This is a genomic window from Komagataeibacter oboediens, assembly GCF_003207815.1.
GTDB lineage: Bacteria > Pseudomonadota > Alphaproteobacteria > Acetobacterales > Acetobacteraceae > Komagataeibacter > Komagataeibacter oboediens.
Map to the genome: position 1 here is coordinate 16377 of NZ_NKTX01000014.1, position 24546 is coordinate 40922.

General features: G+C 66.1%; 21 protein-coding genes and 1 other RNA gene. 3 read left to right on the plus strand and 19 right to left on the minus strand.

Annotated elements, in window-relative coordinates:
- Window positions 1–131: 131 nt before the first annotated feature.
- The 17 genes from ftsZ to rnpB form a co-directional block, all read right to left on the minus strand.
- A complete protein-coding gene (ftsZ, locus tag CFR80_RS08205; RefSeq protein ID WP_110507232.1) occupies window positions 132–1625 on the minus strand; it encodes a cell division protein FtsZ in 1494 nt (497 codons plus the stop codon).
- Window positions 1626–1702: 77 nt separating this feature from the next.
- Entirely contained in the window at window positions 1703–3106 is a 1404-nt protein-coding gene (ftsA, locus tag CFR80_RS08210; protein WP_010513006.1) for a cell division protein FtsA, read from the minus strand.
- Entirely contained in the window at window positions 3103–4038 is a 936-nt protein-coding gene (locus CFR80_RS08215; RefSeq protein ID WP_010513007.1) for a cell division protein FtsQ/DivIB, read from the minus strand. Before CFR80_RS08215 ends, ftsA begins: the two co-directional genes overlap by 4 nt.
- Window positions 4035–4976, minus strand: coding sequence for a D-alanine--D-alanine ligase (locus tag CFR80_RS08220; RefSeq protein ID WP_010513009.1), 942 nt, complete (start codon window positions 4974–4976; stop codon window positions 4035–4037). The genes CFR80_RS08215 and CFR80_RS08220 overlap by 4 nt, the downstream gene beginning before the upstream one ends.
- Window positions 4973–5941 carry a UDP-N-acetylmuramate dehydrogenase gene (gene murB / locus CFR80_RS08225; RefSeq protein WP_010513010.1) on the minus strand — a complete coding sequence of 323 codons (969 nt, stop codon included), beginning with the start codon at window positions 5939–5941 and terminating at the stop codon, window positions 4973–4975. Before murB ends, CFR80_RS08220 begins: the two co-directional genes overlap by 4 nt.
- The gene (gene murC, locus CFR80_RS08230; protein ID WP_110507233.1) at window positions 5938–7386 is read right to left on the minus strand and encodes a UDP-N-acetylmuramate--L-alanine ligase; all 1449 of its coding nucleotides are present in this window, start codon (window positions 7384–7386) and stop codon (window positions 5938–5940) included. Before murC ends, murB begins: the two co-directional genes overlap by 4 nt.
- A 32-nt stretch (window positions 7387–7418) precedes the next feature.
- Window positions 7419–8534 carry a UDP-N-acetylglucosamine--N-acetylmuramyl-(pentapeptide) pyrophosphoryl-undecaprenol N-acetylglucosamine transferase gene (locus tag CFR80_RS08235; protein ID WP_010513012.1) on the minus strand — a complete coding sequence of 372 codons (1116 nt, stop codon included), beginning with the start codon at window positions 8532–8534 and terminating at the stop codon, window positions 7419–7421.
- Window positions 8531–9697, minus strand: coding sequence for an FtsW/RodA/SpoVE family cell cycle protein (locus tag CFR80_RS08240; protein WP_010513013.1), 1167 nt, complete (start codon window positions 9695–9697; stop codon window positions 8531–8533). The genes CFR80_RS08235 and CFR80_RS08240 overlap by 4 nt, the downstream gene beginning before the upstream one ends.
- Window positions 9694–11094 carry a UDP-N-acetylmuramoyl-L-alanine--D-glutamate ligase gene (murD, locus tag CFR80_RS08245; protein ID WP_029329226.1) on the minus strand — a complete coding sequence of 467 codons (1401 nt, stop codon included), beginning with the start codon at window positions 11092–11094 and terminating at the stop codon, window positions 9694–9696. The genes CFR80_RS08240 and murD overlap by 4 nt, the downstream gene beginning before the upstream one ends.
- Window positions 11091–12182, minus strand: coding sequence for a phospho-N-acetylmuramoyl-pentapeptide-transferase (gene mraY, locus CFR80_RS08250; RefSeq protein ID WP_010513015.1), 1092 nt, complete (start codon window positions 12180–12182; stop codon window positions 11091–11093). The genes murD and mraY overlap by 4 nt, the downstream gene beginning before the upstream one ends.
- Window positions 12182–13573, minus strand: coding sequence for a UDP-N-acetylmuramoyl-tripeptide--D-alanyl-D-alanine ligase (locus CFR80_RS08255; RefSeq protein ID WP_010513016.1), 1392 nt, complete (start codon window positions 13571–13573; stop codon window positions 12182–12184). The genes mraY and CFR80_RS08255 overlap by 1 nt, the downstream gene beginning before the upstream one ends.
- The gene (locus tag CFR80_RS08260) at window positions 13570–15039 is read right to left on the minus strand and encodes a UDP-N-acetylmuramoyl-L-alanyl-D-glutamate--2,6-diaminopimelate ligase (protein WP_010513018.1); all 1470 of its coding nucleotides are present in this window, start codon (window positions 15037–15039) and stop codon (window positions 13570–13572) included. The genes CFR80_RS08255 and CFR80_RS08260 overlap by 4 nt, the downstream gene beginning before the upstream one ends.
- A 5-nt stretch (window positions 15040–15044) precedes the next feature.
- Entirely contained in the window at window positions 15045–17054 is a 2010-nt protein-coding gene (locus tag CFR80_RS08265) for a peptidoglycan D,D-transpeptidase FtsI family protein (protein ID WP_010513019.1), read from the minus strand.
- 47 nt (window positions 17055–17101) lie between these two features.
- Window positions 17102–17893 carry a cell division protein FtsL gene (gene ftsL / locus CFR80_RS08270; RefSeq protein ID WP_010513020.1) on the minus strand — a complete coding sequence of 264 codons (792 nt, stop codon included), beginning with the start codon at window positions 17891–17893 and terminating at the stop codon, window positions 17102–17104.
- On the minus strand, window positions 17890–18894 hold the full coding sequence (gene rsmH / locus CFR80_RS08275) for a 16S rRNA (cytosine(1402)-N(4))-methyltransferase RsmH (RefSeq protein WP_010513021.1): 1005 nt from the start codon (window positions 18892–18894) through the stop codon (window positions 17890–17892). Before rsmH ends, ftsL begins: the two co-directional genes overlap by 4 nt.
- A complete protein-coding gene (gene mraZ / locus CFR80_RS08280; protein ID WP_010513022.1) occupies window positions 18891–19367 on the minus strand; it encodes a division/cell wall cluster transcriptional repressor MraZ in 477 nt (158 codons plus the stop codon). Before mraZ ends, rsmH begins: the two co-directional genes overlap by 4 nt.
- A gap of 330 nt (window positions 19368–19697) precedes the next feature.
- Window positions 19698–20107, minus strand: an RNA gene (gene rnpB, locus CFR80_RS08285) — RNase P RNA component class A.
- Window positions 20108–20210: 103 nt separating this feature from the next.
- Between rnpB and CFR80_RS08290 the strand changes: the two genes are divergently transcribed.
- Window positions 20211–21248, plus strand: a complete 1038-nt coding sequence (locus CFR80_RS08290; protein WP_110507234.1) for an alpha/beta hydrolase — start codon at window positions 20211–20213, stop codon at window positions 21246–21248.
- Here the strand turns inward: CFR80_RS08290 and CFR80_RS08295 are convergent.
- Window positions 21166–21621, minus strand: coding sequence for a hypothetical protein (locus CFR80_RS08295; RefSeq protein ID WP_010513024.1), 456 nt, complete (start codon window positions 21619–21621; stop codon window positions 21166–21168). The two genes, CFR80_RS08290 and CFR80_RS08295, sit on opposite strands and share 83 nt — an antisense overlap.
- A 7-nt stretch (window positions 21622–21628) precedes the next feature.
- Window positions 21629–23110, minus strand: coding sequence for a glucose-6-phosphate dehydrogenase (gene zwf, locus CFR80_RS08300; protein ID WP_010513025.1), 1482 nt, complete (start codon window positions 23108–23110; stop codon window positions 21629–21631).
- A 255-nt stretch (window positions 23111–23365) separates the two neighbouring features.
- Here zwf and CFR80_RS08305 point away from each other — a divergent pair, with 255 nt between their 5' ends.
- Window positions 23366–23641 carry a DUF2312 domain-containing protein gene (locus CFR80_RS08305; protein ID WP_010513026.1) on the plus strand — a complete coding sequence of 92 codons (276 nt, stop codon included), beginning with the start codon at window positions 23366–23368 and terminating at the stop codon, window positions 23639–23641.
- Between the two features lie 66 nt (window positions 23642–23707).
- Window positions 23708–24460 (plus strand): hypothetical protein, encoded by a 753-nt coding sequence (locus CFR80_RS08310; protein WP_010513028.1) that lies wholly within the window; start codon window positions 23708–23710, stop codon window positions 24458–24460.
- Window positions 24461–24546: the final 86 nt, after the last annotated feature.

Below are 24546 nucleotides of genomic sequence, written 5' to 3' on the forward strand. Positions count from 1 at the left end.
CACAGTAACTGGCATGTTATCATGTTACTGCCTTGTCCCCCCGCAGGACAGTCAAGGATTCTTGCCTATTGTTACCTATCTGGAAGGAAAGCATGGCCTGCCGGTACAGGGCAGGCCATGCACCGGTCGGATCAGGGTGAACGGCGGCGCAGGAAGGCGGGAATGTCCAGTCCGCCATCGTCAGGTGCCGGGTTGCCGCCCGTGTTCTGCGCCGATGGCTGGGACGGCTGCGACGGCTGGGGCTGTACGGCGGGTTCCGTGCGGGGCGTGGGTTCGGGTGCCGCCGGGGTGGAATGGCGGCGTAGCGCGCCGGTCACGATCCCGAACAGGCTGCGCGGCGCGGGCTGGGGTTCCGGTGCGGCGGGCTTGGCGCTTTCGGTAAATAGCGGCGAACGCGGGGAGCCTGCGCGCTTTGCCTGTGCGACATGCGGTGGCACGGCGTTGGGGGACGGCGCCTGCGGTGCGGCGGGACGCGGCTGCGGTGCCGCCGTCGCGGGCTGGCCCACCGGTGCGGCGGGCTGCGGCGGCTGGGTTGCCGCCTGTGCTGCAACGCCAGCGGCTGCCGGGGCAGCCTGTGCATCCGGTGCAGCGGCCTGCGGGGCAGGGGCCTCGGCCTGTGGCGGAACCTGGTGCGTCTTGGGGTGGCCGCCGGGCGGGTTGTCGATGCCCGTCGCCACGACGGAAACGCGGATGCGGCCGTTCAGCGAGGTATCTATGGCCGAACCGAAAATGATGTTCGCGTCTTCCGCCACTTCCTCGCGGATACGGTTTGCCGCCTGGTCCACTTCGAACAGGGTCAGATCCTCGCCGCCGGTGATGTTGATCAGCAGGCCCTGCGCGCCAGACAGGGAGGTGTCTTCCAGCAGCGGGTTGGAAATGGCGTCCTCGGCAGCGGCGACGGCGCGGTTTTCGCCCTCGGCTTCACCCGTGCCCATCATCGCCTTGCCCATTTCCGCCATGATGGTGCGGATATCGGCAAAGTCGAGGTTGACCAGCCCCGGCGCCATCATCAGGTCGGTCACGCCGCGCACGCCCATGTACAGGACGTTGTCCGCCATCTTGAACGCGTCTTTCCAGCTTGTGCGCTCATTGGCCAGGCGGAACAGGTTCTGGTTGGGGATGATGATCAGCGTGTCAACGAACTGCTGCAGTTCGGCAATGCCCGCTTCCGCCGATTTCGCGCGGCGGTGGCCTTCGAACGTGAACGGCTTGGTCACCACGCCTACGGTCAGGATGCCGCGTTCGCGCGCCATGCGCGCAATGACGGGGGCAGCCCCCGTGCCGGTGCCGCCGCCCATGCCTGCGGTGATGAAGACCATGTGCGCGCCATCAAGGTGGCGGGACAGTTCATCACAGGCTTCTTCCGCTGCGGCGCGGCCGATTTCGGGCTTTGCCCCCGCGCCAAGGCCCTGCGTCAGGTGCGGGCCAAGCTGGATGCGGCGGTCGGCGCTGCTGTGGGACAGCTGCTGGGCATCGGTGTTGGCGACAACGAATTCCACGCCCTGCAACTGCGAATGGATCATGTTGTCCACCGCATTCGTACCACCGCCGCCAACCCCGATCACTGTGATGCGGGGCGTGAAATCGGAATGATTCTGTTGCGGGATGGTCAGGTTGAGGGTCATGCTTGGCTCCCGATGGATTGGGGTAGGCGTGCTGGCATACTAACGGCAAAAGTACAATAAAGGGTTTTTACGCAAGATCATACCCTGTCGCGTATGAAATCCACGAAACGTCTGACAAGGCTGCCGGGGCGGGTATCACGGACGTCGGGTTCGCCCATTTCATCCGCTGCCCCCGCGGCCCAGGCCAGAAGTCCCGCGGATGTGGAGAACATCGGCCACGTCGCCGCATTTTCGGGCAGGCCGACAATGCGCCGCGGACGGCCAAGGCGCACCTGCCGGTTCAGGATACGCGCCGCCATCGGCCCGATTCCCTCCAGCAGCGACCCGCCGCCCGTCAGGATCACCCGCCCGTCCGACGCGGGGCCGACGGCGGCCATTTCCAGCCTGTCACGTACCATCTCCAGGGTTTCCTCCACGCGCGGATGTATGATCGAGACAATCTTTGCGCGGGGAATTCTGACATAATGATGGTCGTTGTCACCAATCAACTGCACAAGAATGGGATTGTGATCGTCGCCCGCCAGAAGTTCGGCGGATCCGTGCATGGTTTTCAGCCGCTCGGCATTGTCGATGGAAGTGGACAGCCCGTGCGCGATGTCGCGCGTGATGTGCAGCCCCCCCACGGGAATCGTGGCGGTATGCAGCAGTCGGCCTTCACCGAACACCCCGATGGAGGTGGTGCCACCGCCCATGTCCACCACGGTTGCGCCAAGGTTGCGTTCGTCCTCGTTCATCACCGCAAGCCCGGATGCGAGGGGAGACGACACCATGCCCTCGATCTTCAGCTCCACACGCGACAGTACGGCCTCCAGGTTGCGCAGTGCGGTGGTGTTGGCGTCGATCACATGCAGCCGCGCCGACAGCAGGTCACACAGGTGCCCGCGCGGGTCCAGCACTTCCTGCGTATCGTCCACCGCGTAATCCAGCGGCAGGGTATGGATGGCCGAACGCCCTTCCGACACCGCGCGCATGCGGCCCTCGGTTATGATCCGGCTGACATCGTTGCCCGTGATCTCGCGTCCCCCCACGGACCAGCGCGCATTGATGTGCCGGCTTTCGGGGTGGCCGCAGGACAGATTGACGAAAATCGAGTCCCGGCGTTCCGTCGCCATGTCCTCCGCCTGCGCCACGGCGGCGCGGATGGCGCTTTCCGCCTCGCGCAGGTCAACGATTCCGCCCGAACGCACGCCATGCGACCGCCGCCACCCATGGCCGAGGATGCGGATGGTGTTGTCAGGCTCCCCCCGCCCGATCAGGCAGACGATCTTGGTGGATCCGATATCCAGCACGCTGAACGGTCCCGTGCGTAGCTTGCGTGTCGGCAGGCGTTCGCCCTCGGGGACAAGGGACAGCGCAGGCCGCGGCCGGGGGGCGCGCGCGGGCGTTCCGGCCTCCCGGATGGCGGGAACCGGGGCGGCTGCCGTGGTGGTCTTTGTCGCGGGAAGGGTCGTCCTGACCGGTCCCGGCACTGGATAAGTCATGCCCGCCTCCGTCTTGGACCGGTCTGGGGGGAAGAAAGCCATGGCGCGGAAGTATCCTGATCCCCGGTGGGGTCGGCCTGCGGCGGCGTGTCGCCCTTGTCCCGGTCGGTATTGTCGTTCGGGGCAGGGGGCGCTTCACGCACGATCAGGCGGTCAGGCAGGCGCATGTCGATGGCGATCACCGGCCGGTCCAGTATTTTTATGTTTTCCTGCAATTGTGCAAGACGCTTCAGTGCCGCAACCTCCTGCCCTTCGGGCAGCAGCACGGTCGTGCCGTTGCGCAGCGTCAGGTTCCACCGTCGCTGGCCCACGCGGGATGCGGCCACGACATGGCTGCGTACCTCCGGCTGGGCCGACAGTTCATCAATCAGGGCGGCGGCGGCGGTGTTGGCATCGGGGCCGACAACCAGCGGCAGCTGCATGAAGGCTTCGGCGTCCTTGCCGGTCATGCCCTGGTCGCGCACCTGATTGCCCTCGCGGTCGATCAGCATGAAATGCCCGTGGTTCTGCCATACGGCAAATGGGCGGCGTTCAAACAGGTGGATGATGATGGTGCCGGGCAGGTGACGTTCCACCACCGAATGATCGACAAACGGCAGCGCGTCGATGCGCTCGCGCGCGGCAGCCACGGAAAAGCCGAGGATGAAGTCCCCCGTGCGCACGCCCAGAGCCTGCTGCAGCGAGGGTTCGCTGGTCAGCACGCAGCCCGTCACGTCAATTTCGGTAATGCGCAGCGGCAGCATGTTGATGATCCGCCCGCGCAGCGGCGCGAAACGCGGGTCAGACCCGAAATGCCGGAACGCCGTAACGCAGCCCACCCCAAGCCCGAGCAGCACCAGCAGCAGCAGTAACGGACGCAGCAGGCGTTTCTGGCGGCGCAGGAAGATCGAAAGCCGGGAAGGGCGGTCGCTGCTGTCGGTCGGTCGCCTCATGTACGGCAGGTCGCGTGGTCGATCATCCACTGGCACAGCGCGGCATAGTCCATGCCGCAGGCCGCCGCCTGTTCCGGCAGCAGGGAGGTTGGCGTCATGCCCGGCTGGGTATTGGTTTCCAGAATGACAAGCCGGCCGGGCCGGTCGGCCCCCGCCGTGTCGTCATAACGGAAATCCGTGCGGCTGGCCCCCCGGCAACCCAGCGCGCGGTGGGCGGCCAGCGCCAGTTCGCGCGCCTGTTCAAAGGCTTCGGGATGGATGCGCGCAGGCAGTTCATGGCATGACCCGCCAGCGGCGTATTTGGCCTGATAGTCATAAAAGCTGGGGCCGCTGCCGGTCGGGGTGATGTCGGTCACCGTCAGGGCACGGTCTTCCAGCACGCCCACGGTCAGTTCCCGTCCCGGAATGTATTCTTCCACCAGCATGTGCGTGCCGAACGTCCATCCCCGTGCCAGCGTTGCGCGGCGGTTGCTGCCGGGGTGGATGATGTCAACGCCGACCGATGATCCTTCGTTCAGCGGCTTGACCACGTACGGGGCGGGGATCGGGTCCGCCGGTTCAAGCTGCGAGGGTGTCAGGACCAGTCCGGCGGCGACAGGCAGCCCCGCGGCCATGAACACGGTGCGGGCCGCGTCCTTGTCCATGGCGGTGGCCGACGCCCGCACGCCGGAATGGGTGTAGGCGATGCCCATCCAGTCCAGCACGCCCTGGATCGACCCGTCCTCGCCAAACCTGCCATGCATGGCGTTGAACACCACGTCCGGGCGGTGGGCCTGCAGGTCGCTTACAATGGCCAGCAGGTCCGGGCCCGCGTCAATGCAGCGGACGTCATGTCCAAGCCCGCGCAGGGCATCGGCCACGTTGCGCCCGCTGGCAAGGCTGACCTCGCGTTCGGCGGACATCCCGCCCATCAGTACGGAAACCCGGCGGGCCGTCATGCGCTTTCTCCCATGCTGTGCGTGGCGGGGCGACCGATGCGTTTGATTTCCCAGCGCAATGTGACCGCCGTGTGGTCATGCACGCGCTGGCGCACGGTATCGCCCAGCTGCTCAAGATCGGCTGCGGTTGCGTTGCCGGTATTCAGCATGAAATTGCAGTGTTTTTCACTGATCTGCGCACCGCCCACCGTCAGGCCGCGACAGCCGGCCGCATCAATCAGTTCCCATGCCTTGCGTTGCGATTCGTCAGGGGCGGGATTGCGGAAGGTGGAGCCGCCGGTCCGGGCGCGCACAGGCTGCGCCGCCTCCCGCGCCGTGCGGATTTCATCGATTCGCTGGCGGATGATGGCAGGCGGCGCCACCATCGCGTTCAGCCGCACCCGCACCACGACCGACTGCGGGGGCAGGGTGGCGTGGCGGTAGCCGAAATCCAGCGAGGCTGCAGGCAGGCGCAGAAGCCTGCCATCACGCGTCACCACTTCCACCCAGTCCAGTACCGCCGACATGTCCGACCCGTATGCACCCGCGTTCATGGCCACGGCCCCGCCGATCGAACCCGGAATGCCCGCAAGGAATTCCAGACCCGACAGGCCCGCTTCCGCTGCGTGTTCGGCAACCGTCATATCCAGACAGGCTGCGCCGACGACCAGCCCGTCACCATCACGCGTGATGGTGGAAAACCCGCGCGCAAGGCGGATGACCATTCCGTCGATCCCGCCATCGCGCACGATCACGTTGGAGCACGCGCCCAGCGGCAGGACGGGAACCTCCAGCGGCAGGCGCTTCATGACCTGCGCCAGGTCCTCGGCGCTGGCGGGCTGGAACAGCAGTTCCGCAGCCCCTCCCACACGGAACCACGTGCGCGGGCCAAGGGGGGCCTGTGGCGTCAGGCGGCCACGCGGGCGGAAATCATCCGTGTCCAGAACCTGTGCCCATTGCGGCAGTATGGCGGGGGCGGTGGTCATGAATGGGCGTCCGCCTTCTGGGCCGGGGCGTGGGCGATGCCCTGCAGTTCCGCCAGCTGCGCGGGCAGCGCCTGCGCCCAGTTGGTGATGCTGCCCGCACCCAGGCAGACCACGAAATCACCCGGCCGGGCGATGGCATTGATCATTTCCGCAAGGTGTTCCGGCCCCGGTAGCGGTACGACGGAGCGGTGCCCGCGTTCGCGCAGGCCCTCGACCAGCGCATCACGGTCAATGCCCTCGATCGGCTGTTCGCCCGCGGCATAGACATCAGCGATGATGACGGTGCCCGCGTCGTTCATGCAGGCGCAGAATTCGTTGAACAGGGTTTTCAGCCGCGAATACCGGTGTGGCTGCATGACCGCGATCACGTTGCCGGCTCCCGCCTGCCGTGCGGCCTTCAGCACGGCGGCGATTTCCACGGGGTGGTGGCCGTAATCGTCGATGATGGTGATGCCGCCGGTTTCCCCCGTGCGGGTGAAGCGGCGCTTCACCCCACGGAACGCGGCAAAGGCGGAGCGGATCGTGGCGTCGTCTATTTCCATCTCGGTGCCCACCGCAATGGCCGCCAGCGCGTTCTGCACGTTGTGGTGGCCCAGCATGGGCAGGCGGAACGGCCCGGCCCGGCGCGAACGGTTGCGGTTGCGGTTGGTGATCACGACCTCGAACGTCGCCCCCAGCTTGTCGGTAATCACCTTTTCCGCGCGTACGTCCGCCTGAGGGGAAAAGCCGTAGGTGATGATCCGGTGGTCCGACAGGCGCGGGATCATCTGCTGCACGGCGGGATGGTCGATGCACAGGACGGCAAAGCCGTAGAACGGGATGTTGGAGACGAACTGGTCATACGCCGCCTGCATGGCTTCTTCAGTGCCCCAGTGGTCCAGGTGTTCGGGGTCCATGTTGGTCACGACCGTAATGACGGAGGGCAGGCGCAGGAAGGAGCCGTCGCTCTCATCGGCCTCGACCACCATCCAGTCGCCCGACCCCATGCGGGTGTTGGTGCCGTAGGCTTCGATAATGCCGCCATTGATGACCGTGGGGTCCAGCTTCGCCGCTTCCAGCACGGCGGCGACAAGGCTGGTGGTGGTGGTCTTGCCATGCGTGCCACCCACCGCCACCGACCACCGCAGGCGCATGAGTTCCGCCAGCATTTCCGCCCGCCGCACCACCGGGATCAGCCGCGCGCGCGCGGCCACCACTTCAGGGTTGTCGCGCTTGACGGCGGTGGAGGTCACCACGACCTGCGCATTGCCCAGGTTGGCGGCGTCATGGCCGATGGTCACGGGAATGCCGGCGGCGCGCAGGCGCGCGACATTCGCACTTTCGGCAATGTCGGAACCCTGCACCGCATAGCCAAGCATGTGCAGCACTTCGGCAATGCCGGACATGCCAATTCCGCCAATGCCGACGAAGTGGATGGTGCCAATGGAAAGGGGCAGGGCTCTCATGTAATCAGGTCTCCGTGTTCGCGCAGGCGGAATTAAGCGGTGCGGGGCAGGTCAGGCAAGCGGGCTTCTATCATGTCCGCCAGACGGGCGGCGGCGTCGGGGCGGCCAAGGGCAGCCGCCGCCTGCGCCGTGCGGGCCAGCAGGTCACGGTCGGCCAGCAGTTCCGTCAGGCGCTGCGTCAGGGCAGGGGCGGTGAAATCGGGCTGGCGGATCATCCATGCCGCATGCGCGTCGCACAGTGCCTGCGCATTTGCCCCCTGTTCATCACGCGCGGCAATGGGCAGCGGCACCAGCAGCGACGGGCGGCCCGCAACAGCCAGTTCCGCAACCGATGACCCGCCTGCCCGGCCAATGACCAGATGGGCCGCGCGCAGGCGGTCGGGCACGTTGTCAAGGAACGGGGCGATCATCGCTGGAATGCCCGCCGCGCGATAGGCGTCGCGCACGCGCTCCACATCTTCCGCGCGCGCCTGCTGTGTTACCTGCACGCGCGCGCGCAGGGCCGGGGAAAGGGCGGCAAGGGCAGGGGGCACGACGTCGCTGAACACGCGCGCGCCCAGCGACCCTCCCCACACCAGCAGGTTGATCACCCCGTTGGAGGGGGCATAGCCTTCCCCCGCCAGGGCCGCGATATCGGGCCGTACCGGCATGCCCGTCAGGGTGGCGGGAATCCCCTCAGGCACGCCCGCCACGACGGGAAACGATGTCGCGATGCCATTCATGCGCGGGGCAAGGAAGGCATTGGCCTTGCCCAGCACGGCATTGCCTTCGTGAATGAACAGCAGCGGCCGCCGTCCCTTGGGCAGCAGGCTGCCGCCCAGCAGCGGCGGCACGGACGGATACCCCCCGAACCCGATGATGGCCGAAGGCCGGATGCGCGACAGGATGCCGCGCGCCTGCATCACCCCGCGCCCCAGCGCCACGGCCGCGCGTGCCGCGCGGATGATGCCGCGCCCCGCGATCCCCGCGCCGGACAGGACAAACTGCTGCCGCCCGGCAAAGACCCCGGTCTCACGCATGCCGGCGCGCCGGTCGGTCATGAGGATGATGTCATGCCCCCGGCGCACCAGTTCACAGGCCAGTGCCTCGGCTGGGAAAAAATGGCCGCCGGTGCCTCCGGCCGCGACAGCAATGCAGTGACGGGTCATGACGATGCTTTCTGCGATGGAGAGGGGGGCGGACCAAACTGCCCGAACCGGCCTTCGCCCACCCGGTTGCGGGTCAGCGCCAGCACCAGGCCGATTGTAAGCGCAACCGACATGGCGGAGGAACCACCATAGGAAATGAAGGGCAGCGTCATGCCCTTGGTCGGGATCAGGTGCAGCGTGGACCCCATGTTGACAAAGGCCTGCAGGCCAAAGCCGGTCACAAGCCCCGCCGTCGCCACTGTGATGAACGGGTCGTTTTCATGCAGCAGCTTGAGCAGCGTGCGGATGACGATGGTGGCGAATACCCCGATGATGAACAGGCACACCAGCATGCCGAATTCCTCCCCCGCCACGGCGAAGACGAAGTCGGCATGCGCATCGGGCAGCAGGTCCTTAACCCGGCCCTCGCCGGGGCCACGGCCCAGCAGCCCGCCATTGCCAAAGGCCCGCAGCGCGGTATCGATCTGGTAATGGTCCCCCACGGCGGGGTGCAGGAACCGCTCCACGCGCGAGCGCACGTGCGGGAACACCATGTACGCGCCCACAAACGCCGCGACCATGGCCGCCACCCCCGCCCCGACCAGGAACAGGCTCAGCCCGTCAATGAACAGCTGGGTCAGGAAAACCGTGGTGATGACGCTGAGCATCCCGATATCGGGCTGTGATTTCAGCAAAAGCAGCACCAGCGCGAACAGCCCGATCGCCACCAGCATGCCGGGAAAATACCGTCGCGTCCGGCGTTCGGTCAGCAGCCATGCCGTGACCACGGCAAAGAATGGCTTGAGGAATTCCGACGGCTGCACCGACATCATGGGCAGCGCGATCCACCGCCGCGCGCCCTTGATCTCGATCCCGTGCACCAGCGTCATGAATGTCGCCGCCAGCGCCAGCGCGAACCCGATCCATCCCGTCAGCCTGACCGCGCGCAGCGACATCATGGACGTGGCGATGACAATGATCGCCGCCAGCAGCAGGAAGCACACCTGCTTGAAAATGAACATGTCGCGCGATGCACCGATACGCACGGCCACGGCGGGGCTGGCGGCCAGCATCAGGATGTAGCCGAACCCGATCAGGATCCCCACGCAGATCAGCGTGACCCGGTCGATGCTGCGCCACCACCGTGCCGGCTGCGACGTGTTTATGCGCGACATGCCGCTCATGCAGGTGTGGTTCCATCCCTGCCGGTGGCCAGCCCGCGCACCAGTTGCGCGAAATGCTCGCCACGCGCCTCGAACCCGCTGAACTGGTCGAAACTGGCGCAGGCGGGCGACAGCATCACGGTATCGGCGCCCAGTTCACGCGCGCTGTCCAGTGCCTGGGGCACGGCACGGTCAAGGGTATCGACAATGCGGTGGGGAACGTCGTGGCGGGCCAGTGTCGCCGCCAGCACCGGCGCATCGCGCCCGATCAGCAGTGCCAGGGCCACGCGGCTGAACAGGGGGGCCAGTTCCTCGATCCCGCCCGCCTTGGCCATGCCGCCTGCGATCCACACCATCCGGTCATGGCACGCCAGCGCGCGCGCGGTCGCGTCCGCATTGGTGGCCTTGCTGTCATTGATGAAGCGGATGCCATCAACGCTGCCCACGGTCTTCTGCCGGTGGTCCAGCGCGCTGAAGGATACAAGGGCCGGTTCCACCGCCGCGCGCGGCATGCCCAGATGCAGCGCCATGGCGGTCGCGGCGGCCGCGTTCTCGCGGTTATGGGCGCCGGGCAGGTCATGGACCGCACGCAGGTCGGCAATGACGCCCGCATGGTCACACAGCGCGCCCGGCGTGCAGTACAGGTCGCATTGCGGCATGTCCGCGCCACTGACGCGGGCGATGGTGGTGCGCGTCGCCGCAAGCCGCCGGCGGATCGTATCGTAATCGGGCAGCGTATCGCCCAGCACCGCCAGGTCGCCCGCGTGCTGGTGGTCGAATACATGCAGCTTGGCGGCGATATACCCCGCCATGTCGCCATGACGGTCCAGATGGTCCGGTGTCAGGTTGAGCAGGCAGGCGACATTGAAGTGCATCTGGTCCAGCCGTTCCAGCATGTAGGACGACATTTCCAGCACGTACACCCCGTCATCGGGCAGCAGCGGCAGGGAAAGTGCCGCAGGCCCAAGGTTGCCGCCGGCCGCAACCGGCATGCCGCACCCGGCCAGCATGTGGGCCAGCAGCACCGTGGTGGTCGATTTGCCATTGGTGCCGGTAATGCCCGCAAACCGCGCGCGGCTGCCCGCGGCGCGGACGGCGCGGAACAGCAGTTCCGCATCCGACAGGATCGGCACCCCCGCTTCCACCGCCATGCGCGCCAGCGGGTGGGGGCTGGGCAGGTTGTGCGGAATGCCCGGCGACAGGACCAGCCCCGCCAGCCCCAGCATGTTCCCGAACGGTGCGACCGTCAGCCGGTCGTGCGGCGCAAGGGCGGCGCGCGCATCCGCCCGGTCGTCCCATGCCTGCACGCTGGCCCCCATTGCCAGCAGGGCGGTGACGGCAGCGGCGCCATTGCGGCCCAGACCGGCCACGCCATAATGATGGGCCGCCAGCAGGGTGGGGGGGAACGCCATGCTCACCGCAGTTTCAGCGTGGCCAGACCACACAGCCCCAGCACGATGGACACGATCCAGAAGCGGATGACGATCTTGGATTCCGCCCAGCCCTTCTTTTCAAAATGATGGTGCAGCGGCGCCATCAGGAACACGCGCCGCCCGGTGCGCTTGTACCAGAACACCTGGATGATGACGGAAAACGTCTCCACCACAAACAGGCCACCCACGATGCACAGCACCAGCTCATGCTTGACCGCGACGGCCACCGCCCCCAGCGCGCCACCCAGCGCCAGCGACCCTGTGTCCCCCATGAATACGGCCGCAGGCGGCGCGTTGAACCACAGGAACCCAAGCCCCGCGCCAACAAGCGCAGAACAGAAGACCCCCAGTTCCCCCGTTCCCGGCACGGCATGCAGCTGCAGGTAGTCGGCAAAGACGTGGTTGCCCACAAGGTAGGAAATCAGCGCGAACACAAGGGCCGCGATAATGACCGGCACGATGGCCAGCCCGTCCAGCCCGTCGGTAAAGTTCACGGCGTTGCCAAAGCCCGTGATGGTGATCATGGCGAAGATCGGGAAGGCATAGCCCAGCGGCAGCAGCAGGTCCTTGACGAACGGGAAGGCAAGGTGGTTGGCAAGGTCCGGCGGCATCATGTGTTCCAGCCAGATCCCGCCAATCAGGGAGGCACCGAACTCACACCCCAGCCGCATGCGCTTGGACACGCCGTCGGTATTGCGGCGCGACAGCTTCAGGTAATCATCGGCAAAGCCTACCGCGCCGAATGCCAGCGTGATCAGCATGACGGCCCAGACAAAGCCGTTGGTCAGGTCCGCCCACAGCAGTGTGGACCCGAACAGCGAGATCAGGATCAGCACCCCGCCCATGGTGGGGGTGCCCACCTTTTCAATCAGGTGGCGTTCGGGGCCAAGCTTACGGATGGGCTGGCCCCCGCGCTGGATGCGGCGCAGCTGCGCGATCAGCGGGTTGCCAAGGCACAGGCTGATCACCAGCGCGGTCAGGCACGCGGCCCCGGAACGGAAGGTAATGTAGCGGAACAGGTTGAGCATGGAGGTATGCGCCCCCGCATGCTGCTGGAACAGATCATACAGCATCAGGCCTGTCCCACCCACGCATCATCTGCCGCGATGGCGGCAACGACATGGCGCATCCGGCTGCCAAGGCTGCCTTTGACCATAACGGTATCGCCCGCGCGCAGGGCGGCATGAACCAGCGGCGCAAGCTGGCGGGAATCAGGCGTCCACCCCCCCTGTAGGGAAGAAGGCAGGGTGTCAAAGAGTGTTTTCATATTCGGGCCGCAACAGAAGACAATATCCGCGTTCGCGCGGACGGCAGGGAGAAGGGAGACATGCTCATGCCGTGCAAACGCGCCCAGTTCAAGCATGTCACCCAGGACAGCGATACGCCGCCCCGTGGCAACCAGCCCCAGCAGGTCCAGGGCCGCCTGCACGGATGCGGGTGATGCATTGTAGCTTTCATCCAGCAGGGTAACCTTGTCATGCATCACCCTTGCCATCGCCCCGCGCCCCGCGCCGGGGTGGAAGGTGGCCAGTCCCGCGACCGCATGGCCCATGTCCGCGCCCAGCGCATGTGCCGCAGCCAGCGCCAGCATCGCGTTCCCGGCCATGTGCCGCCCCGGCGCGTTCACCCGTGCATGTCCCTGCCAGCCGGGCAGGCGCAGGTCGAACCCGCTGCCATGTGCATCGGATTTCACGTCCGTTGCCTGCACGGTGCAGTCCGCCGTCGTCCCCGCCCACCACAGCGTGGCGCCCGCGGTGGCGGCATTGTCGCGGAAATATGCGGCGCCGGTCACGTCATGGGGCACGATGCCGGTCCCGCCACGGGGCAGGGCCAGCAGGATTTCCGCCTTTTCACGCGCAATGGCGTCGATACTGCCCATAAGCCCCAGGTGTGAGGAGGCAACCGTCGTCACGACCGCGACATCAGGCCGCACCATGGCGGCCAGTGGCGCGATCTCGCCGGGGTGGTTCATCCCGATTTCACATACACAGTACGCAGCCGTGGCGGGCAGGCGCGCCAGCGTCAGCGGCACGCCCCAGTGGTTGTTGTACGACGCCACGGCATAATGCGTGGGGCCGCAGGCCTGCAGGGCATGGCGCAGCATGTCCTTGACCGATGTCTTGCCCACGCTGCCGGTCACCGCCACCATGCGTCCTGCAAAGCGCATGCGGGCGAAACGCGCCATGTCCTGCATGGCCACCAGCGTGTCGTCCACATGCAGGATGCGCGGATCATCGCCACACGGTTCATGCGCCACGACCGCCGCCGCCCCCGCATCCAGTGCTGCCGCGACATGGGCATGCCCGTTGCTGTTTTCGCCCTTCAGCGCAATGAACACGTCACCGGGCTGCAGTGTGCGCGTATCGATCGAGACGCCGGTTCCGGCAATGTCCGCGTGCGATGCTGAGGGGAAATGCCCCGATGTCGCGGCCAGCAGGTCCGCGCGGTTCCATAGCAGTGTCATTCATTCCCCGTCAGGCCACGGATGACCGTGGCATCATCAAATGGCAGGACATCGTGGCCCACGACCTGTCCCTGTTCATGTCCCTTGCCCGCGACCACCAGCACGTCGCCTGCATCCAGCATGTCCAGCCCGGCGGCGATCGCCTGACGCCGGTCCCCGATTTCGGTCGCGCCGGGTGCGGCCGCCATGATCGCGGCGCGAATGGCGGCAGGCTGTTCCGTGCGGGGGTTGTCGTCGGTCACGATCACCCGGTCGGCCAGGCGGGTGGCGGTTTCCCCCATGACGGGCCGCTTGCCCCGGTCGCGGTCGCCGCCCGCCCCCATGACCACCACCAGGCGGCCGTGGGTATGCGGGCGCAGGGACAGCAGCAGGCGTTCCAGCGCATCGGGCGTATGGGCGTAATCGACATATGCCGCAGCCCCGCTGGACAGGACCGCAACCTGTTCCATCCGCCCCCGTACCCCACGCAGTTGGGCCAGCAGGGGCACGGCCCTGTCCGGCCCGTCCACGTCCCTGTCCGCCATGGCTGCGGCCAGCAGCATGTTATCCACCTGGAAACGGCCCACCAGCGGCACCGTGACCTCGTGCACCATGGCGGCGGTGGCGATGCGCAGGATCTGACCCGTGGGGGTGGGGCATGCACCCAGCAGGCGCAGGGTAGCGCCCTGTTCGCCAGTACTGCGCAGGACAAGGTCGCGGCGTCGGGCGATGTCGGTAATCGCAGTACAGGTGGCCACGTCCATGTCCGCGTTGATGGCGGCAATGCCGCCTTCGGGCAGGACGGTGTCAAACAGCCGCAGTTTCGCCGCGCGGTAATGTTCGGTCGTGCCGTGGTAATCCAGATGGTCGCGGGTCAGGTTGCTGAAGCCTGCGGCATAGGGCGCCAGTCCGTCCAGCCTGCGTTGTTCCAGCCCGTGGGATGATGCCTCGATCGCCACATGGCCCACGCCATTTTCCGCCATGGCGCCCAGCAGGCGCATCAGTCCAACGCTGTCCGGCGTGGTCAGCACCGGCCCGCAATCGGGCAGCGCGCAGGGGGCGACGGCCCCCAACGTGCCAATGGTGCCCGCAGCATATCCCCGCAGCGCCCAGATCTGGCGCAGGAACTCCACGGTACTGGTCTTGCCGTTCGTACCGGTGACCGCTGCGATGCATTCGGGGACATGCGGCGTCAGCACGCGTGCGACCAGCGCCAGCATGCGCCGTGCGTCCGGCACCCGTATCGCCACAATGCCTGCAGGCACGTGACAGGGCGACATGTCCAGCAGCACGGCCACGGCCCCGCTGGCCACGGCCTGCGGGATATAGGACCGGCCATCCATGTGCGTGCCATGCAGCGCGGCGAAGATCATGCCGGGACGGATGGCGCGGCTGTCGGCGGTGATGCCGGTAATGGACAGGTGGTCCGCCCCGGCGGGCACGGGTGTCTCCACGCCGGAACGGCGCAGGACTTCAGGCAGGCGCATTGCTCTCATCCCCTGTTGCGCGGGTGTGGGGCGGGCAGGCTGTCCACATCGTTGCGGGCATGCAGGTTACGGGCGGGAACCTGTGCCGTATCGGCAGTGCCGCGGGACGTATGCGCATGGCGGCCCGTCGCCTCGCGTTCATGCTCATGCAGGTGGGCCGTGCCCGGGTCATAGCCCGGGCCCAGCGCGCGATAGCCACGCGGCACGGCGGGCTTCATGGGAATGGCCAGCGAGGCCTCGATCGCCGCGGTATGCTGCGTGTCGGGGAACAGGCCCAGCATGGGGGCAATGCGCGTAATCATGTGCGACGCCGTGGGGGCCGCGTTCCAGCCTGCCGTGGTCCAGCCATGGGTCTGGGCCGTGGGCTTGGGGCTGTCCAGCATGACATAGATCGCGTAACGCGGCGCGTTCATGGGGAAAATGCCGGTAAAGGCGGAGACGTTGACGTGCTTGAGGTAGCCGCCATGCGGGCCGATCTTTTCCGCGGTCCCCGTCTTGCCGCCTACATAATAACCGGGGGATTCCGCCTTCTGGCCCGTGCCCTTCGCCACGTCCAGACGCAGGATCTTGCGCAGGATGTCGGAATTGGCGGCCGAAATCAGGCGTTCGGCATCAGCGGGCATGCCGGGTGCCGCATCCGGCGCGTCGGGTGTCGTCCCGTCGTGGCTGGCCTCCGCCGCGACCAGCGTGGGCCTGAGCAGGAAGCCCCCATTGGCGGTCGCCGCCGTGCCCCGGACGATGGAAAGCGGGGGCTCGGCCACGCCATGGCCGAACGCGACCGTCATGGTGGTTGATACGCCCCAGTTATGGACGGAGGGAATGATGGGCCGCCCCGCTTCGGGCAGTTCGACCGGCACGCGGGAAAAGAAGCCCATGTTGCGCAGCCAGTCCTGCTGGCGCGCAGCCCCTGCATCCAGCGCGATGTGCGCCGCCGCCGGGTTGGAGGAATAGGCCATGACCTCCGGCAGGGACAGCCACGGGGCGAAATGGTCGGCCTTCATGTCCGATATGGTGAAGCGCCCGATCTTGATGGGCGTGCTGGAAAAGCTGTCCCATATGTGCGCGACCCCTTCCTGCAGGGCCATGGCCACGGTCTGCAGCTTGAAGGTCGATCCGGGTTCGTACATGCCGGTCACGGCGCGGTTGAAGCGGGAATCAGGCGATGCGCGGCCAAAGTCATTGGCATCGTAATCGGGCAGGCTGACCATGGTTATGATCTCGCCGGTGTGCACGTCCATGACGATGGCACACGCCCCGATGGCCTGGAACGTGTCCATGGCGGACTGAAGTTCGTCATGCACCACGTTCTGCACGCGCACATCAACAGACAGGCGCAGCGGTGCGCGGTCGCTGTCCAGCCGTTTGTCGAAAAACCGTTCGACGCCCGCCACGCCATGATCGTCAATGTCCACGCCACCGAGGATCTGGGCGGCCACGCGGCCCATGGGGTAGCGGCGGCGCTCGCCCGGTTCGAAATAGATGCCCGGAATACCCAGGTTGTTGATCGCCAGTTCCTGTGCCGGGGAAATGTCACGCGCCAGATAGACGAACTGCTTGTTCAGCGACAGGCGGCGTTTCGTTTCTTCTTCGTTCAGGGTGGGCAGGGCGCTTTTCAGCTTGTGGGCCGCATCGGTGGCGTCGATCATTTCCTGCGGGTTGGCATAGACCTGCGCCACCGGCAGCGACATGGCAAGCACCTGCCCGCTACGGTCGATGATCGATGCGCGGTGCACCTGCGGCAGCGCGATATCCCCCGCGATCATGCCCTTGGGGTCGCTTTTGGGGATGGGGGGAACCTGTGGCGCAATCTGCTGCTGCTGGGGCGGCATGGGGCGGATGATCGTCGCCAGCGTAAGCTTCAGTCCAATGGCCGAAAACAGGATGCAGAACACCCCCGCCACGACCACAAGGCGCGCATGCATCCGGTCCTGCGCCATAAGCGTACGCAGGCTGCCACCAACAGGGATGGTGTCCTGCGCGCGTCTGGCTGGCTGGTCATGGTTCGGGTCGGTCATGCGCGTTCCGGGCCGGTGGGCCGGCGGGGTGGTGGGACAGGGGTCAGTCAGTTGCTGACAGGCACCGGTGGCGGCAGGGCGCTGACATGCGGGGTGCCAAGGGAACTGCCACCCATATGCACGGGGGCTGCCACGGGGTGCCAGGCTGCCTCGGCTATGTTCTGGCTGTGTGCATGATAGCTGCCGACCCCCATGCGGGTGGGGGAGACGATGCTGTCATGCACGGCCGCCGCATGCGTGGGTTCTGCTGCCGCCACGGCCACCGGGCGTTCGGGGGCATGGACGTGTTCCACCACCGGGGGATGGGTCACGGGCGTCCTGACCTCGTTCTGCGCCAGGGCGCGGGCCAGTGCGTCATGCTGTGCTGCGGGTTCGCTGTGACGGGGGGCTGCCGCCACGTGATCGACATGCGGCGCAGCCGGGGGGGCGGGTAGCGGCGGGGCGACGTGCTGCGTCATGTCATGCGGCGTCGGGACCGCGACATGATCTGCTGCAAGTGTTGCGACCATGGTGGCGCGTGGGGCCGGGGCGGGGCGATGCATCGGGCTGCCGGGGGCGGGCATGTGGGACGCCAGCGCCGACATCTGCACGAACTGCGTGGGGGTGACGGGTTGCAGCCCCCTGTCATACCGGCTGGCCAGCGTGCCCAGCCGGTCGGGCTGGTTCAGCATGGCCCATTCGGCACGCAGCATGGCCGTCTGTGAACGCACGTGTTCGGTCTGTTCCACGATCTGGGCGATCTGGTGATCAAGCGCGGTGGTCTGCTGTTTCTTGTTATACAGGAACAGGCCCGATATCGCCGCCACCACGGCGCAGAAAAACGTGACAAACCGACTCATTCGGCAGGTTCCGATGCTGGAATGGATGAGGGGGCAATGCATTCCATCGCGCGCAGTCTTGCGCTGCGTGCACGTGGATTACGGCGGGTTTCTTCGTCTCCCGGCCGGATGGGGCGTCCGGTCAGCAGCCTGAAATCTGCAGGCGCGGCGCGCGCGGTCATGGCGCGCGGGTCATGGCGCGAGGGGGCGGGCATGCGCCCCGCAGCCCGCGACATGGCCTGCTTGACCAGCCTGTCCTCCAGCGAATGGAACGACACGACCACCAGCCGGCCGCCGGGGGCAAGCAGGCGCGGGGCCTGTTCCAGCACGCGGGTGATCTGGCCCAGTTCGTCATTGACGTGAATGCGCAGGCCCTGGAACGTACGGGTGGCGGGGTCGATGCCCGAGCGGTCTGGACGCACGACCGAACGCACCACATCGGCCAGTTGCGACGTGCGCAGCAGCGGGGCCTCGGCCCGGGCGGCCACGATGGCGCGGGCCACGCGGCGCGACAGCCGTTCCTCGCCATAATGATAGATGATGTCGGCCAGTTCGCTTTCAGGCAGGGTGTTGACCACGTCGGCGGCCGTCGGCCCCGTGTCATTCATGCGCATGTCCAGCGGACCATCCATGCGGAATGAGAAACCGCGCTCGGCCTCATCGATCTGGTAGGACGATACGCCAAGGTCCAGCACGATGCCGTCCACCGTCGTGACGCCGTCGCCCGCCAGCAGGTCCGCCATGTCGGCAAACCCGCCATGAAGCAGGTGCAGCCGCGAACCGCCGCCCCGCGCATCGGGGAAGGCGGGGGCAAGGGCCGCGCCACGTGCGATGGCAGCGGGGTCGCGGTCTATGCCCCACAGCTGGCAGTCACACGCGGCAAGGATGGCGCGGGCATAACCGCCACCGCCGAATGTACCGTCCACGTAACGTCCGCCATCATGCGGGGCGAGGTATTCCATGACCTCGGCCAGCATGACGGGCACATGCCCGGGGTCGTGCGGGGGAAAGGGGCCGTTCATGACGGCGTGCCCGTACCGCTGGCCACGCCCCGGCCCGAAGTCAGGCGGCGGGCGCGTTCGCGCGCGGTGGTGCGGCGTGCAAGGGCCGCCTGCGGATCCCAGATCTGGAAAGTGCGGCCCAGCCCCATGAAGGTGACCTGATCCGTCAGGCCCGCGTATGTGCGCAGCGTTTCGGGCAGCAGGATGCGGCCTTCCTTGTCCGCTTCGAATGGATAGGCATCGGCATACAGCGCGGTGGCGAGGTCGTCATGGTCTTCGGAAAAAATATCCATTTCATCCAGCGGGCGGGTCAGTGCGGCAAATGCATCGGCGGGCCATGCCTCAAGGCAGGGGTGCAGATGGGACGGGCGCAGTATGGCCAGTGGCTCGCCCGATTTGGCCCTGGCACGCAGCGCCGTGCGGAATGCGGAGGGAATGGAAACCCGTCCTTTTGCATCCAGCCGGTTCTGGTGTGTGCCCAGGAATACACTCACGCTGCGCGATGCCCTCCCTTGGCATGAATTTCAGGAACCGGATGGAACGCCCGCGGGCGACGCCGCCAGGATCTGGCTGATCGCCCTCTGTCCGGTGTGATCATGGGATAACATGGGATTTTATGGGTGGTCAATTAAAGATGTAGGAAAGATGGCTGAAAACTGCAGTTATTCCAGCACTGGCGGGTCGGGATGCAGGTAAAGCGGGCAAAGGGCGCGCAATGTGGCAGCAATGTGATATGTTTATGTTTTGTTCTTTAGTATTAATACTTGTAAACAACTCTGGGTAAAGCGCCCCGCGCGCGCCGATTCACAGCAGAAACAGGAAAAAATGCCAGACGGTCTGTAAGCCGGGTTCTGTCCGCCCATGGGGCGGGACGGTCATTCCTCTGCGATGAACCTTGCGGCACACCTTGCGCGACCAACCCGAACGACGGGGCGGAAACCCCTGATGGCGCCTTGCGGCCCATCCGTCGTTCCTATTCGGTCTTGCTCCCGGTGGGGTTTGCCCTGCCATCCATGTTACCATGGATGCGGTGCGCTCTTGCCGCACCGTTTCACCCTTGCCCCCAACACTGCCCGCATTGCTGCGGGCACCGCCGTGGGGGCGGTCTGTTTTCTGTGGCACTGTCCCTGGGGTCGCCCCCGCCGGCCGTTAGCCGGCACCGTTTTTCCGTGGAGCCCGGACTTTCCTCCATCACGCGGCATGACCACGCGACAGCGACCGTCCGACCGTCTGGCATGCGGAAACTGGCGGTGCATGCCCCCTGCGTCAAGCGATAAATGATACGGAAGGGGTGGCCATGCCCTTTTGAATTCCGTTTCCCTGCCGGAGATGCGCCCATGCCAGATTCCACCGCCGTGTCCCGTCCCGGTCTGCTGACCCGCCTGCTGCTGGGGAGCATGAAGCTGCGCGCTGGCCGCCGTACCGAAGTTCCCCACACGCTGGAGGACATACGCCGCAAGCTGGACCGCCCATGTTTTCCCATGGCGCTGTCATCGCTGCAGGTGCGGCGCATGATTGAATGCCGCGTGCCCGGCAGCCATGGCCTGCTGTCGGCGCGGCTGTATGTGCCCTATGGCCGGGTGCATGGCGTGGTGCTGTTCATGCATGGGGGCGGGTATGTGCATTGCGGGCTGAATTCGCACCATGGCATCTGTTGCAGGCTGGCGCGGCAGTCGGGGGCGGCGGTGCTGTCCATTGCCTACAGCCTTGCGCCTGAAAACCGTTTCCCCGTTGCGGTGGATGACTGCTGGGCCGCGTTGCAGTGGCTGGCGGGGGAGGCGCATCGCTGGGGCGGGCCGATCGCGGTGGCGGGCGACAGCGCGGGCGGTACGCTGGCCGCGGTGCTGGCGCAGATGGCGCGTGACCGTGGCGGCCCGGAACTGGCCATGCAACTGCTGTATTATCCGTCACTGTATGGCGAACGCGATGTGCCATCGCGCCAGACCTATGCCAGCGGCTACATGCTGTCGACCAAGCTTATGGAATGGTATGCCGAACAGTATATCCGCACGCCCGCCGACCTGCGCGATCCGCGTCTTGCACCCATATACGCCCGGTCGCTGGCGGGACTGGCGCCTGCGGTGATCGGGCTGGCGCAATGCGATCCCCTGCATGACGAGGGTACCGGCTATGCCGCCGCCATGCAGCAGGCCGGATGCGTGGCGCAGACCCGCACATGGCGGGGGACGGTTCACGGGTTCCTGAACTTCTATTCCTTCCTGCCCGCCGGGCGCGAGGCCATACGCTATGGCGCCCACGCCCTGAAGCGGGCCCTGCGTGGCGGGCGCGTGGTCAGCGCGGCAGCGGGTGGAAGACCCCCGGTGACTGCCAGTCCGTCTGGACCTTCTGGTCAATCCGATCGATCTGCAGCGTAAACAGGCGTGGCAGGGTGTTACGGTCGCCGGGGCATTTGCCGGAATGTTTTTCCATGACGTCGATGCGCGTGGCGTCCGGCGGGTCATTGCCGTTGACCACGAACAGCAGGCAGTCCTTGGAATCCGACGTCATGCCGTTATGGGTGACGATGGTGCGGAAATGTTCGACCAGCGCGGTGTTGTCAAACCAGCTTGTGCGCGAAAAGGTCAGCTTGTCCGCCGCCTGATCCAGCCAGCCCATGCGACCGACCAGAAAGACAAGGGCCGCCATGGGCACGATCATGAGCACCCGGCGCACGATCCGCTGTTTCAGGGTGACGGGGCCGCGCCTGCGGGTCAGGCGCGGCGGTGTTGGTGTGGGGGCTCTGGTCATGCGGGGATTATTTCTTCATGTCCTCGTGCCACAGGTGCCCTGACTGCGACAGCAGGTTGCGCGCACCTTCCGGGCCCCATGTTCCTGCGGCGTAGGGTTCAAGCGGGGCCTTGTTTTCCTTCCATCCCTGCAGGATCGGGTCGATCCAGCGCCACGCCGCGGCCACTTCGTCACGGCGGATGAACAGGATCGGATCCCCGCGCACCACATCCAGCAGCAGGCGTTCATAGGCGTCGGGATAGCGGATGTTGAAGGCTTTTTCGAATTCGATGTTGATGTCGGCCTGGCGCAGCGCAAGGCTGTCGGTAGGCGTGGGATCCTTGGTGGAAACCGACAGCATCACCCCCTCATCGGGCTGGATGCGGATGATCAGCCGGTTGGGTTCGGGCCGGTTGGCGAAGATCGACCACGGCGCGGACTTGAACTGGATCACGATTTCGCTGGACTTTTCCGCCATGCGCTTGCCCGAACGCAGGTAGAACGGAACGTTGCCCCACCGCCATGTCAGGATTTCGGCCTTCAGCGCGACAAAGGTTTCCGTCTCGCTCGTCACCCCTTCGCCCAGATCCTCCAGGTAGCTGCTGACCGTCCTGTCGCCAATGGTGCCGCGCATGTACTGCCCGCGCGAGGTGTAGATCGCCACGTCATCGGCCGGGATGGGCCGGAGCGCATGCAGCACCTTCAGCTTCTCATTGCGCACGCTGTCGGCCTCCAGCGAAACCGGCGGGTCCATCGCCACAAGGCACAGCACCTGCAGCAAATGGTTCTGGATCATGTCGCGCAGCGCGCCGGAACGGTCGTAATACGCACCACGCCCTTCCACGCCTACGGTTTCGGCCGCGGTGATCTGCACGTATTCGATCGCATCGCATGACCACAGGCGTTCGAACACCGGGTTGGCGAAGCGCAGTGCGATCAGGTTCTGGACCGTTTCCTTGCCAAGGTAGTGGTCGATGCGGAAAATCTGGTTTTCGTGGAAGTGCCGCCCCACGCTGTCATTGATCGCTTCCGCGCTGGCAAGGTCGGTGCCGATGGGTTTTTCCAGCACCACGCGCGACTGTTCCGTGATCAGCCCCTGCGTATCCAGGTTTTCACAGATCTGCCCATACAGCGCGGGCGACGTGGCCAGGTAATAGACCCGGATGCGGGTGGGCGGCGCCGCGTTCAGCAGGTTCTTCAGCGCGGGCCAGTCGCTTTCGGCTTCCGCGCCGTTCAGGCTGACATAATGCACCATGTTCAGGAAACGCTGCACCGTTGCGTCATCCAGCGCGTCGGGCTGGACATGTTCGTTCAGGGCCGCATGCGCGCGCTGCTGGTAATCCGCGCGGGACAGGGGGGACCGTGCGGTACCGATAATGCGCGAATCATCGGGGATCTGCCCGTCACGGTACCGGTGATACAGCGCAGGCAGCAGCTTGCGCATGGTCAGGTCACCCGTCCCGCCGAAAACGATGTAGTCAAAGGTGTCAACGGGGGAAAGATGTGCCATGGAAGTCGGCCTCCTGCCTGTATATGGTGCCAGGCATGCCCGCCGGGCATGCGCGGTATATGGGGCATGACGCAAATGCGGCATACTGGCGTGCCGCTTCGATTACGGCCCGGCTCTCGGGGCTGTCAAGTTGGCATTGACCATCGGGCGGCAGCGCGATAATCCCGCCGTTCCACCCCGTCGCCTAGTGACATTCCCTTCATGTGTGCCGGCGGGCGCGGAACGGCACAATCACGATATCTGGAGACACCTGCCATGAATGCTGACAATTTCGAGGCGGACGACAAGTCTGCCGCCGTCGGCGGTATCGCAGCCGACCGCCTGCGCAGCATTATCGAACGCGTTGAGCGCCTTGAAGAAGAACGCAAGGCCCTTGCCGGCGATATCAAGGATATTTTTACCGAAGCGAAGTCCGCCGGTTTTGATGTTAAGGTCATTCGCCAGATCATCCGCCTGCGCAAGCAGGAACCGGCGGAGGTGGAAGAACAGGAGACCCTGCTCGACATCTATCGCCGTGCGCTGGGCATGTAATGGTCTGGTGGCGCGGGCGGGTTCCGCCCGCGTTGCCGGGTAACTTCAGTTCAGGTGGTGCGATACATGCTGTCGTCCCTTTTTCCCGAATGGATGCCCGCGTGGGCGCAGGCCGTGCTGCTGGTGGGTGGTATCCTGTTCACGCTGGTGTGGCTGCTGGTGCCTTTCGCGGTATTTGGCGTGAAGGGACGGCTGGATAACCTGGCCATACAGCTTGATGACCTTCAGGCCGAACTGCGGGTCCTGGCGATGGGGCAGCACGCGTCTGCCACCCCGGCATCCGTCGCGGGTGACGTGCTGCCTGACATCGTGCCCCCGTCCGCGCCATCATCCGCCCCCGTATGGGAACCCGGGCCCACGCGGCCCGCCGCCACGGATTATGACGGCATGGGGGATGAAACCGATATTCCCGCCTATGAACGCCGCGCGGCCCGCGCCCAGCCCGCGCAGCCCATCCGTCCCGCGACCCCGGTGCGCCCGCCGCCACGTCCCGAACCGATCCGGCCTGCAGAACCCATTCGGGCGCCGGAACCACTGCGCGCTTCCCCACGGCAGCACGACATTGCCGATGAGTGGGATGTACTGTCATCCGCGCGCAAGGCGCAGCGGCCCTACGTCCCCCGTGCGCCCGAAGGGGCAGGGGAGGATGACCGCCGCGACAGCCGCGATACGCCGTCCCTGTCTGAATGGAGCCGCACGAACCCGCCACGCGATGATGCCGCCAGCCGTGGCGCGCGTCCGGTGCGGGCATCGGTCTGGCCGCCTGAACGCGGCGCACGCGCGGAGCCGACCCTGCGCTGGCCGCCGCGTCCTGAATAAGGGGCCGCCTGGGATAACCATTTGATGGGAAGGCATTTCCGGGTATCGCCTTTTTATAAAAAAAAGCTTTTCCGGAAACTGTCTCA